At 50.2% G+C, this 11,976-nt stretch carries 10 protein-coding genes, 1 pseudogene and 1 other annotated feature; of the genes and pseudogenes, 6 read left to right on the forward strand and 5 right to left on the reverse strand.

Annotated features, from left to right (window positions below; genetic code table 11):
• Window positions 1-208: 208 nt before the first annotated feature.
• Together Q354_RS27290 and Q354_RS0108280 are read right to left on the reverse strand one after the other, a co-directional pair.
• The gene (locus Q354_RS27290) at window positions 209-2,188 is read right to left on the reverse strand and encodes an acyltransferase family protein (protein WP_051559990.1); all 1,980 of its coding nucleotides are present in this window, start codon (window positions 2,186-2,188) and stop codon (window positions 209-211) included.
• A 413-nt stretch (window positions 2,189-2,601) separates the two neighbouring features.
• A pseudogene (locus Q354_RS0108280) lies at window positions 2,602-3,809 on the reverse strand (IS3 family transposase).
• Window positions 3,427-3,542: a sequence feature (AL1L pseudoknot), on the reverse strand. (Overlaps the previous pseudogene by 116 nt.)
• Window positions 3,810-4,311: 502 nt before the next feature.
• On the opposite strand from Q354_RS0108280, the gene Q354_RS0108290 reads away from it, so the two are divergent.
• Window positions 4,312-4,863 (forward strand): hemerythrin domain-containing protein, encoded by a 552-nt coding sequence (locus Q354_RS0108290; RefSeq protein ID WP_027857194.1) that lies wholly within the window; start codon window positions 4,312-4,314, stop codon window positions 4,861-4,863.
• On the opposite strand, the gene Q354_RS25050 is transcribed toward Q354_RS0108290, so the two are convergent.
• From Q354_RS25050 to Q354_RS0108305, 3 genes are all read right to left on the reverse strand, one after another.
• Entirely contained in the window at window positions 4,860-6,020 is a 1,161-nt protein-coding gene (locus tag Q354_RS25050) for a sensor domain-containing diguanylate cyclase (RefSeq protein WP_084332518.1), read from the reverse strand. The two genes, Q354_RS0108290 and Q354_RS25050, sit on opposite strands and share 4 nt — an antisense overlap.
• Before the next feature lie 241 nt (window positions 6,021-6,261).
• Window positions 6,262-6,717, reverse strand: a complete 456-nt coding sequence (locus Q354_RS25055) for a DUF6942 family protein (protein WP_036229034.1) — start codon at window positions 6,715-6,717, stop codon at window positions 6,262-6,264.
• A 29-nt stretch (window positions 6,718-6,746) separates the two neighbouring features.
• On the reverse strand, window positions 6,747-7,163 hold the full coding sequence (locus tag Q354_RS0108305; RefSeq protein ID WP_027857195.1) for a BLUF domain-containing protein: 417 nt from the start codon (window positions 7,161-7,163) through the stop codon (window positions 6,747-6,749).
• Window positions 7,164-7,349: 186 nt separating this feature from the next.
• On the opposite strand from Q354_RS0108305, the gene Q354_RS0108310 reads away from it, so the two are divergent.
• The 5 genes from Q354_RS0108310 (at window position 7,350) to Q354_RS0108330 (ending at window position 11,976) form a co-directional block, all read left to right on the forward strand.
• Window positions 7,350-9,182 carry a sensor histidine kinase gene (locus Q354_RS0108310; RefSeq protein WP_027857196.1) on the forward strand — a complete coding sequence of 611 codons (1,833 nt, stop codon included), beginning with the start codon at window positions 7,350-7,352 and terminating at the stop codon, window positions 9,180-9,182.
• Between the two features lie 255 nt (window positions 9,183-9,437).
• Entirely contained in the window at window positions 9,438-10,193 is a 756-nt protein-coding gene (gene minC / locus Q354_RS0108315; RefSeq protein WP_027857197.1) for a septum site-determining protein MinC, read from the forward strand.
• A gap of 48 nt (window positions 10,194-10,241) precedes the next feature.
• Window positions 10,242-11,057, forward strand: coding sequence for a septum site-determining protein MinD (gene minD / locus Q354_RS0108320; protein WP_027857198.1), 816 nt, complete (start codon window positions 10,242-10,244; stop codon window positions 11,055-11,057).
• On the forward strand, window positions 11,057-11,308 hold the full coding sequence (gene minE / locus Q354_RS0108325; RefSeq protein WP_027857199.1) for a cell division topological specificity factor MinE: 252 nt from the start codon (window positions 11,057-11,059) through the stop codon (window positions 11,306-11,308). The genes minD and minE overlap by 1 nt, the downstream gene beginning before the upstream one ends.
• A 158-nt stretch (window positions 11,309-11,466) precedes the next feature.
• Entirely contained in the window at window positions 11,467-11,976 is a 510-nt protein-coding gene (locus tag Q354_RS0108330) for a hypothetical protein (RefSeq protein WP_027857200.1), read from the forward strand.

Consider the following 11,976-nt stretch of genomic DNA (forward strand, 5'->3'; position numbering starts at 1 on the left):
CTAAATCATAGAGGTGCGAAAAAACTTTGTCTTTATATGTAATGAATTTATTGGGTGTGTCGATTTGATTGTTTGATTATTAAATTTGCACTGTTCCTGCTTGTTGAGTTGAAGATTGATCGTAAAAGTGGAAGACCCTTGTAAAGGAAAATAGGTCTTCCGGATAAGTGGTATTTTGCCCCCCCCCCTCCCTCTGTTATGTGGTGGCTTATGAATTATCGACCTCCAGTGAAGTGCTTTCTAGTTTATAGGTGCTTAATATCTGGTTGCTAATTAGCTCTTTTAACTTAAAGCTGCCTATAATCGATAAGTGGTCGTCATCAAAGTAATATGAGCTTTCTTTGTTTCCTACGGGGCATGTTTTATTTGTGCACATTTCACTAGTTGGATCGATTATTATTACATTGTCGTGCTTTTTTGCTTCATCAATAATTATTTTGTTTGTTTCTTTCTGAAAATTAGTATGTTTTTCAAGAGATACCGACTTTGAACCTAGCCTGCCCTCATTTATTGCTCCGCTTGATATTGAGCTATAGTAAATCTTATCTGGGCTCTTTTCTTGCATTGGTGTTTGGAGCATTAAAATAACATTAATCCCAAGTTCTGCGTATTTTTTTAATGTGCGGCTTATGCCCAGTTTGAATGCTTTTATTGAGCTGGCTTTGTTGATTTCACTATTGTTGTCTTCGGATATATACTGCATTCCGTTGCCTGAATATTCACCCTTTGTGTAATAACTCCACCTTGCTGCCAGGAATACATAGTCAAACTTGTTGTTTTTAATGTAGTTGATGACTCTTGTATTTAGAACGTTGCAGTTTTTATGGTCTTGGTCGCCGCGCCTAGGATATATGCCTATTAGTGGTGGGCATCCACTATATCCAGTGTATGTTAATTCTAGGTTATGATCTTTTGAAATTTTTTCTATTACTGGCAGTGACGAGTACGAGTGGCTATCTCCAAATGCAAATATTTTTTCTTTTCCGTTGGTTATTCTGCAAAAATCGCTATCAGTGTTATGTTGGTAAGCTTTGTCAAAGCATTCATAGCTGCCTCTTTTTATACTGCTTATAATAGACTCTGGCATTGGGTTTAAATAGGAGTTGGGCTTGTATGAAAATATTAATATGCTGGCTGATCCTATAAATATAGCTAGATGTATCGGTTTGCAGTTTAAATAGTCGGTGGTGTCTGTGAATTTTTTTCTGAAGTTTATGGACTCAATGTGTTTGTTGCTCAGGTATCCTAGAGTTAGAGAAAGCATTATTCCATAATAAATCCACTGGTTGCTTAATGAGAAGTAATAAACTGCAACAGCTAACGGCCAATGCCATAAATAGATTGAATATGACCATTTCCCCAAGCTCTGAAAGATAAAGTTTCCAGTAATAGGGCTGTTTTTTCGTTGAGCTTGAATTATTAAAAAGGTGCCTGTTGCTGGAATTAATGCTAGATATCCAGGCCATATTTCTTCTTTTGATATGAAGGCATAAGAAATAATTATTAAGGATAGGCCTATTCCTTCTAAGTATGCTTTTTTTCTATCGCTACAGTTTAATGGATAAATGTAAGCAATGCCTCCAAGCATCATTTCCCACGCTCTTGTAGGTAGAAGGTAATAGGAAGGGTTAGGCCATTTGTAAGATGCAACTACACAAAAAATGAATCCGAATATTGTTCCAATCAGAATGATGGGCTTAATTACTTCTAATGAAGTGTACTTTCGCATTGCAACAAGTAATATAGGATAAATCAAATAGAATTGCCATTCGACGGATAATGACCATGTATGTAAAAGCCACTTTTCATGTGAGGCAGTATCGAAGTAACCCGACTCTCTCCAATAGATGATATTGGAAAAAAATCCCATGCTACTCCCTGCGTGCTTTCCCAATACGCTATAATCTAGTGGGTTTAAATAGAACCAGCCAAAGGAAAGTAGTGCAAGACAAAGAACGGCTAGCGCAGGAATAATCCTGTTTGCACGAGCAATGTAAAATTCAAAAATTGAGAAATTTTCTTCTTCTAAGCCTCTGAATATTATTCCTGTCATCAGGAATCCAGAAATCACAAAAAATACGTCTACGCCTGAGAATCCGCCGGGTAGCCAGCTGGGGTTGAAATGAAATACCACAACAGCTATTACTGCAATGGCTCTTAGCCCATTTATATCGTTTCTAAATCTCAAAACACTACACCCGATGAATTAAAAGCTGGACGTATTTTATAGGAATTAGTAGGCAAGGCAAGAATGGCTTCCTGTATCGTAGGTGTTGGGAAATACTAACCTGGCGGAAATCTGATTGGAGCTTTAACCACGTGATTGCTAGACATAACTTTGATTGCATGGGGCACATATCAGGCGACACTATTGTGGTTCAAACAGTCCGGAGATTCATTTGGCTGGTAAGTCTCAACCATCAGAGAAGAGCCCAAAGACCAAAAGCTTTGATCGTTTACTCTTGAGAGCGAGCCTGAAGGAGGGTGTTCATAGTTCCGTGTCATTTCCGGGTAAAGAGAGGCCTATCCCGCAACAGCCATTGAGGATCTTCACGCAGCATCTGAACCGCCCCGGATATTCCGGAGACTATTTTGTTTGAGTCAGGCTGCTTCACCTGACTCTTCCAACTGACGATAGTATGCCATTTTCAGCTCTACTAGCGGTACATTTCCAATCGGTTCAAGTAATCGGCGATTGTTGAACCAATCTACCCATTCCAACGTCGCGTATTCCACGGCTTCGAGTCCTTTCCAAGGGCCACGATGGTGGATTACCTCTGTCTTGAACAGGCCGATGATCGTCTCAGCCAGTGCGTTATCGTAGGAATCGCCGGTTGTGCCAACAGAAGCATCAATACCCTCATCAGCCATGCGCTCGGTGTACCGGATTGATAGGTATTGGCTACCTCGATCGCTGTGATGGATAAGCGCCAGAGTACGTTTTCGCGCCCAAAGGGCTTGCTCCAGAGCGTCTAGTACCAGCTCTGTTTTCATCGATTTCGATACAAGCCAACCGACAATGCTGCGGGCATAAATATCGATGACAAACGCAACGTAGACGAACCCTGACCAAGTTGCTACATATGCGAAATCGGCCAGCCAAAGCTGGTTGGGGCGCGTTGCCGTAAAATTACGCTTGACCAGGTCCGGCGCACGCTCTTGGGCGGGATCACTTACCGTAGTGAGAGGACGCTGTCCTCGCACCACACCACGAATATCCAGATTACGTATGAGCCGTTCTACGGTACAGCACGCGACATCCATGCCTTCACGCCGGAGTTGACGCCATTCCTTTCTCACACCATATACACGGAGATTTTCCTCCCACACCCGCTGAATTTCAGCCATTAGAAATTCATCCTGACGGCACCGCTCTGACCTTCGTGCAGGATTAGCTTCGAGGGCTTTATGGTGGTAATACGTTGACAGGGCGGTAGGTAGCAAGGCACAAATCGGCTCGACCCCATACCGAGCACGATGCTCGTCAATAAATGACACTGTCACGTGGGTTTCGGTCGAGCTCCGCCTGGGCGAAAAAAGCAGCTGCCTTGCGGAGAATCTCATTGGCCTGCTTCAATTCGCGGTTCTCGCGCTCTAGCTGCTTGAGTCGCTCGCGTTCCGAGGGGTTTACTGGGCTACCTTCCTGCGAAGTCTCAGCGCGTTTACACCAAGCTCTCTGGTGTGCAGCCAATTTTACTGGTAATAGAACAAATTGCCGCCCATTTGGACAGGTATTCGCCTTGCTGTTCAATCACTAACCGAACAGCCCGTTCACGGACTTCGGGGGAATATCGTTTTGGTGAGTTCATGACTCCATCCTCTCAAGATATGGAGTCTCCGGTAAAGCCGGGGTGGTTCAGTTGATCTCTGCAGGTGGTTTTTATGTAGATCATCAAAAGCTGCTTGTGTCGTTGTAGGGGAGTAGGCTTACAACACTCTCATGGGACATGGAGATACAAAAATCATTTAGAACTCCGTGTGTATGCTTGAGTGTTGGTAGCCGCAAAAAAATCATACAAAGGTCTTAGTGGCCTGATATGCCGGGTATTTCAGGGAATTAACGCCGTTTCCGCCAGTATTTGCCGTATTTTGATCGACCCATCTCCCTGCCCTTTGACGGGTATCAACTTAGTCTGATCACGGTTAGCTATAGTTAATAAGTCTGTCAGTACGGCCATGGGATCTGATCCGGTTGTCCGTTTTCAGCGAATAGATGGAAATAGCAGCGGGCAGGCAGACAGGCGCTCAGTCTGAAACCGGGCATAACTTTCGGGGCACCGGATTAAGAAGCAAAAATTGGGAGGCTTCTAGATGACCATATTGAATGAACTGCATCAGGATCATATCAATCTGAATAAGTTGCTGGTGATTCTGCGGCATAAGGTTGAGAAGCTCAGATCGGGAGAGCATCCTAATTTCGGTTTGATGGGGGATGTGGTGGAGTATATTTCCACCTACGCTGATGCCTACCATCATCCGCGCGAAGACAGAATGTATGAGTACCTGCGGGGCAGGAGCGACAATCTTGATCTGGCCATTGACGATTGTATTGCTCAGCACCGGCACCTTAAAAAACTAGGTGAAGAGCTGTGTGAGTCTGTAGACAGTATCCTGCATGATGCTGTGATGCCGATGGATGAGTTCACCGACAAGCTGGCGGCGTTTGTCGAAGAACAAAGCACACACCTCAACTTTGAAGAAGGCTCTCTGTTTCCCCTGGTTCAGGGTGTTGCAACCGAAAACGACTGGGCAACGCTCAATAATGACCTGCCGTCAGTTGAAGACCCGCTGTTCGGTGAAAAACAGGCCGCGCGCTATGCCGAGCTCTATCAGGAGCTGCTGGTGGATTTCAACAACGATTAGGCGATCTTGCCGTCAATCAAAGGGGTGGCAGCTGTCACGGGAGTGCTAGCTACGCCCTTTTCGCTGTACGGGATATAGATGACCCGGTTACGACCCCGGCTCTTTGCATCGTAAACGGCCTGATCCGCCAGCTGAATCAGCCGGTAGGAGAGGGGGGTAAAATCTTCAGTGATACTGCCATCCGGCTGATAGGTGGTGACACCGATCGAGGCGCTCATCCTGAAGGCAGTGCCATCATCTGCTTTAAACACCAGTTGGCTGAAGCGTTCGCGCAATGTGTCGGCCACCTGCATGCTCTGGGTCTGATCGCAGTCCGGCAGTAACAGGGCAAATTCCTCGCCGCCGTAGCGGGCGATCACATCGGTCTTACGCAGCTGGTTCTTGAGAAAGGTGCCGGTAGCGCGGAGCACCCGGTCGCCGGTCTGGTGGCCGTAGTTATCGTTTACCAGCTTAAAGTAATCCAGGTCTATAAACACACAGCCCAGAGGCTGATTCCCCCGGACCGCCCGGGAAAGCTCCTGCAGGATCTCGTTGTCGAATGCGCGGCGATTGCGTACCCGGGTCAGCATATCAATGGTGCTGAGCCGGCGCAGATTTTCCTGAATGATACTGTTTTCAATACAGATGGAGATCACGGATGCCAGGTGCTGGATATAATCGTAATGGAACTGCTTGCTGTAGCGGTTCGGGTCGTGGCTGCCGAGGTGAAGGCTGCCGATGAGGCAGTTATCCCGGATCAGGGGAAGCAGAGCGCAGGACTGGATCTGCTGATTGTTATTAAACAGTTCCGGTCGCATGCCGCCGGGCAGTTCACCTACCGACAGCCGCTTGTTGGGGTGGAAAAATGACAGTAACCGCTGGTCTTTCACAAAGCGCAGGCTGTTCGCCGGTGGCGGGGGAACGTAATCATCCAGCAGCAGCCGGGCCGCCTGTTCCGGGTCGAACAGAATCAGCGATACCGCATTAAGGCGAAAATACTCTTTAAACTCGATGAGCAGCAGGTCGAGCAGATCGGACAGGCGGGTGCAGGAAAGTAGTTTCAACTCCATATCAAAAAAGCTTTTAATAATGGCGTCATTGCGTTCTGCTTTACTGGCCATCAACCGGATAGTGCGCTTAAGTTCGCGATTCTCGCGTTCCAGCGGCTTTTGGCTCATCGTTACCCCGTCTAAGGATCTACGTCTTCGATTAATATGCAGGACTGCTCAGGCGGCAGTCCAGGATATGGCTTCTGAGAGCTCTAAATATATCGGAAGCGAAGACGACTTGAACTCTTTTTTTGCCCGACTTTGATTGTTGAGTGATTTTATCCGACAAATTACTGAGAATTGTGACAGTTAGCAGCAATTGACAGACTATAGACCTGTTATTCGTAGGCTCTTTCGAGACTTGCGACGCTTAGCGCGGGTGCATTCTCTCCCTGACCTGTTCGATCAGGCTGTTTGGAAACTGACGATAATCCGGATAGGGCATCAGGATTTGCCGCTGCCGGATAAACAGTCGGCCGTTCTCATCCAGCGCTTCAAAAGTATCTGTCTTCCCGGGGGCATATCCGAAGGCTTGCCAGCAGGCTTTGCCGGCCAGCAGATGCCAGCCATCATGAGGGCGCAGCGTCGGGGCGAAGCTGATATTTCCCTGCTGCCGTAAAAGCCTGTGGTCACGAAAGTTACGCCAGTCATCGTCCGGGGCGCAGATCTTGGCGAATATCGTCAGGATTTTGCGCCAGTTGTTACCGTTCAGTGAGATGATCTGGTCAGTCAGCGAACCGGGGTCTGCTGTGTTGTCGGGTAACACTGGTGGTGTGCTGAGGTACAGCGTTATATCTGCCTGTTCAGGCCCGATGAGATGTTCCAATGCGGGGTTCAGTCCTGGAATATTGGGTATCAGATACCGGATTGATTGCCTGACATCAGCTTCAGAAATGACAGGGCCTGTGCTTCATTCATGACAGCGGGTGAGAACTCGGTCTGGCCCATCTCTTTCAACAGGCGATAGAACTCTGCCGAGCCGGCGGCGTATCCCATTTTCCACCGCTCAAAGGTGGGGCTGTCGACCTCGCAGTAGGATATCAGGGTAATCTCGTCGTGGCGCGGGTCCTCTGCGATATCCAGGTACAGCTCGTTTAATGCGCTGCGTTCTCCCTCCAGTGCCTGGAGGAAATAGCGATTTTCGTAACAGAGCATGCCGCAGACCTCCAGACTGTCATTGTTGGCGCGGGCCTTGCCGAGAATATCCTTCAGATCAGAAAGGCTCATATCGCGGGTAGCACGGCTGAAATAGAGTAATCGTACCTGAGTCATAGTCCCTTCCTGTCTATAGGATATTTTCACTGAGGGAAGCCGGTAAATCATTGCACGGCTTCGGGATTAGCGCTTGCCGTATTAACTAACGCCTATTGCCAAAAGTTGTAAAGATAACTTAACAGTTCAGTCAGTCGACTCAGAAAATATAGCTATAGTTGTTTCAGAGTTGCAAGGAGACGCAAGATGAATGACCACTCTGATTCAGATCCTGTCCTGTTGGTCGCGGATGAGCCTCAGTTAATGACAGGGTTGTTACCAGGCTCCCTTAAAGCCACCCACTGTAATTCGTTCCGGGCCTGTAAGAAGATATTCCGCCAGTTCAACCCCTGGCTGATCGTGATGCATATCTCTGATGATGCCAGTGAGCAACGGGCAGGCCAGGTCGCCGGTTTTATACGCGAGGGGCTGGCGGACAGGGATGCCCGTATGATTGTGGCTCACCCGCCGGAATATTCGCTGAATGCGCTGGACTGGATGGAGCGATGGGATATTAATGGCTTTATCTGCCTGGACGAGCAGCGGGGGCAGTTAAACCAGCGCCTTATTCAGCGTGAAGCAGACGATTGGCTAAGGGCTTTTCGGGTCCGCCAGCAACATCAGGCAGAGAGTGATCTGCTGATGTGCATCACCCGCTTTTCCCGCTGTAACAAGGGCTTGTCAGAACTGTTGCAGGAGTTCTCCGCCATTATGGCGCGTCTGAGTCATGCGACAGCCTATGCACATATCAAAATCACCGATGATGTGGCTGGTACTGTAGAGCTTGCCAGACCCGATACCGGTGAGTTCCGGGGATTGCTGAAGGAGGCGCTGGGCTTGCCTGCGCTGCCTCCGTTTCTGAAGCGGGCCTATAGTGAGAAAAAGCCGCAGATCGACTTGCTGCCTGAAGAGGGAGCGATCTCCTCGCTGGAAGCCAGTTTCGGGGTATCCCTGGGCTCCTGTCTGGTCTTTCCTCTGGTGGTTTACGAACGGGTAATCTGCCTGATGGTATACCTGATACCGGAGGAGGCTTTGGCAGATATATCGATGCGGCAAGTCGAAATAGTGACCAAGGCGTCCGAACAGCTGACCATGTTGCTGGAGCGCCGCGAGTCGGAGCGCCGCCTCAGAAAGCAGTATGCGCGCTTAAAAACCACGCTGGTTACGCTTAAAAACACCCAGCAGCAACTGGCCCATAGCGAAAAGATGGCCTCTATCGGGCAGCTGGCGGCAGGCATTGCGCACGAGATAAATAATCCGCTCTCTTTCGTGATGAGTAATTTCAGCTCTATGGATGAGTACCTTGAAACGATCACCCGTATGCAGGAGCTGAACAACCAGTTACTGGATGCTATCGATATGGGACAGCAGGAGAAGGGAGAACAGCTGAAGACTGAGATCTCTACGCTGCAGCAACAGTCCGATCTGGGATTCGTTATGGAGGATATCCGGGATATTGTTGTGGAATCCCGTCAGGGCTTGCTGAGGGTTAAGGATATCATTACGGACCTGCGGACATTTGCGCGTGGGGATGAGGCGCCGGTTCAGCTGATCGATCTGGAGCAGGTCGTGGCGGCGACGATCAAGTTGCTGAAATATCAGATTGATGATCATGTCACGCTGGAACAGCAGCTTGGCGGTGCGCGGCCGTTTCATTGCCACAGTGGCTTTCTTCAGCAGGTGCTGACCAATCTGATAAAGAATGCCCTGCAGGCGATGCGCTCGGCGGAGGTTGCAGCGCCTCGACTGAGTATCGCGGCAGACTGGCAGGAGCAGCAGCTTGTATTGAAAATCAGGGACAACGGCCCCGGACTCAGTGAGGTGATGCAGCAAAAGATATTTGAGCCGTTTTTTACGACGAAATCGGTCGGGGAAGGAACCGGGCTGGGATTGTCCGTTACCTACAACCTGGTGAAAAAACTCGGCGGGAATATCCGGGTGGAGTCTGAGGAAGGCAGTTATACCGAGTTTATTATTGATCTTCCCTATGACAACGAAACTGAAACGAGCGCCACGCCCGACCGGCTGATTGAATCCTGAGTTTCTGCCTGGTGGCTGTGACGGATAGGCCGATATGGAAGCGGGGTGGCCAGCAGGTCGGCGGAGGCTGTTCGTTTTGCTGAAACTGAGAACATACAAATTGAAGTTCAGGTGTTATTCAGGCCTGACGTACTGTCTCTCAACGGTTACACTAGGGCCTTATTGATTGTGACAGTTGTTCTTTCAGGAGCGCCGGTCTGATCCGATATCAGTTAACCACAATCAGTACCTCTGTGGAAAATAAGGAACCGCGCAATGAATGATGCTTGCTTCCAGCTAAAAGGAAGTGCCGTAACCGCGATCGTGCTGGAGCTTTACCGGCCTGACAGTGAGGGATTCCGGCAGCAGTTGTCCGCTAAGGTGGAGCAGGCACCGGCCCTGTTTGAACAGTCTCCGGTTGTGATCAGCCTGGAGAAGCTGGAAGGCGAGTGTCAGCCGGATCAACTAACGGCTCTGATCCGCAGTTGTGAGGATGTGGGGCTGAAACCGATGGCCTTGAAACTGACGGACGAGCAGCAAGCGCTGGCCTCTGCAGTGTCCTTGCCACGCGTACCGCTGAGTGGCTCATCACGCAGCAGTGAGGCCTCCGCGCCCCAGCTTGCAGCAGTTGCCGAACCTGAGGTTGTGGTCGAGCGGGTGGTTGAGAAAGTTGTGGAACGGGTGGTTGAGGAAAAACTGGTTCAGCGGCCGAGTAAGATCATTTCACGGCCTGTCCGTTCGGGGCAGCAGGTGTATGCCGAAGGCGCTGACCTGATTATTCTGGCGCCGGTCAGCGAAGGAGCCGAAGTGCTGGCCGATGGCAGTGTGCATGTCTATGGTCCCTTGCGCGGGCGGGCGTTGGCCGGAGTTAAGGGAGACACTTCTGCCCGAATCTTCTGCCAGAGTCTGGAAGCCGAGCTGGTCTCTATAGCCGGTAACTTCAAATTAAGCGACGCACTGCATGGTGAGCGATGGAAGGCGACAGCACATGTCAGCCTGCAGGACGATCAACTGAATATCACACCGTTGTAATTAACTGTTTACGGTGTCTGAGAGCGATTTAAGAAAGTGGAGGCGGATTTGGCAAAGATCATTGTAGTGACCTCAGGTAAAGGCGGGGTCGGAAAAACGACGAGCAGTGCGGCAATCAGTACCGGACTGGCTCAGCGTGGTCATAAGACAGTCGTGATCGATTTCGACGTAGGTTTGCGAAACCTTGATCTGATCATGGGCTGCGAACGCCGTGTCGTTTACGACTTCGTCAATGTCATAAATGGTGAGGCGACGCTGAATCAGGCTCTGATTAAAGATAAGCGCAACGAAAACCTCTATATCCTGCCTGCATCCCAGACCCGCGATAAAGATGCCCTGACAGAAGAGGGCGTACAGAATGTGCTGAATGAGCTGAGCCGCGAGTTTGAGTTTATTATCTGTGACTCGCCGGCCGGGATTGAGCGTGGCGCGCAGATGGCTCTGTACTTTGCCGATGCCGCGATCGTGACCACCAACCCGGAAGTCTCTTCGGTACGTGACTCCGACCGTATCCTCGGTATCCTACAGAGCAAGTCCCGCCGTGCCGAATCCGGTGAGGCGCCGGTCGAAGAGCACCTGCTGCTGACCCGCTATAACCCTGAGCGGGTTGAAGCCGGCGAGATGCTGAGTGTGGCAGATGTGGAAGACATCCTGGCGGTACCTTTGCTGGGTGTGATCCCGGAATCACAGGCGGTACTGAAAGCTTCAAACCAGGGTGTGCCGGTGATCCTTGATGCCGAATCGGATGCCGGACAAGCCTATGCTGATGCGGTTTCCCGCCTGCTGGGTGAGGAGCGCGAGCACCGTTTCCTTGAAGTCCAGAAAAAGAAAGGCTTCCTGAGCCGTCTGCTGGGAGGTAAATAGTGGGTATCTTTGACTATTTCCGTAGCAAAGCGGAGCCAACCTCCGCTTCCGTTGCCAAGGAACGGTTGCAGATTATTGTTGCTCATGAACGCGGTGCCCGTCAGGGGCCGAACTACCTGCCTCAGATGCAGCGTGAGATCATCGAGGTGATCCGCAAATATGTTGCCATCGATGAAAAGCAGGTACAGATACAGCTGGAGAACATTGATGACTGCTCGGTTCTCGAACTGAATGTCACGCTGCCGGACTGATCTGCCAGTACTTCCGGCCTGATACTTCCCGGGGCGGGACCGCACCGGGAAGTATCAGCTGAGCCATTTCGCTGTGGACCTCTCTTTGTCCCGGCTCAATTCTTTCCCGTCAATGCCATCTCATAATATCTGCTTCTACATCCTGTCTGGAGCCAGGGATGCGCGACGAGATCATTTTTGTTGAACAGCAGCGCAGCAATAGCCGTGTTGTGCTGAGCGGACGTAATGTTCTGATGTCGGCCGGTTATGGCCTGCTGGCCTTGTTGCTGGGCTTTTCCTGTCTGGCGATCTTTCGCTACCCTCCCGGTATTTTGCAGATGTTGCTACTGATAGCGACCGTGATTGCTGTCGCAGGCAGCTGGCGCTGGTGCTCGATACAACGCCGTCTGGAGATTAACTTTAGCGATAAAAAGCTGCTGTTGAGCGGCAGGGACTGGGGGGCGATGGAGGGGACGTCAGTGCCACTGCAGGGGCGGCTGCAGCTGAAAAACTGCAGCGGTGGCTATGACAATGCGATGCGCGGGCGTTTCGTTTTAGTGTTGTGCCTGGACGGCGGGGCTGAGTACCGGCTGGGCCTGCATAGCCTGGGCGCCTTCAACCGTCAGAAACTGGCTGAATACGCCCGGGAGTTACAGCAGCTGAGCGCTGAGGGGCTCAGGCAGGGTTGA

The organism is Marinobacterium jannaschii DSM 6295 (assembly GCF_000620085.1).
Lineage (GTDB): Bacteria > Pseudomonadota > Gammaproteobacteria > Pseudomonadales > Balneatricaceae > Pontibacterium > Pontibacterium jannaschii.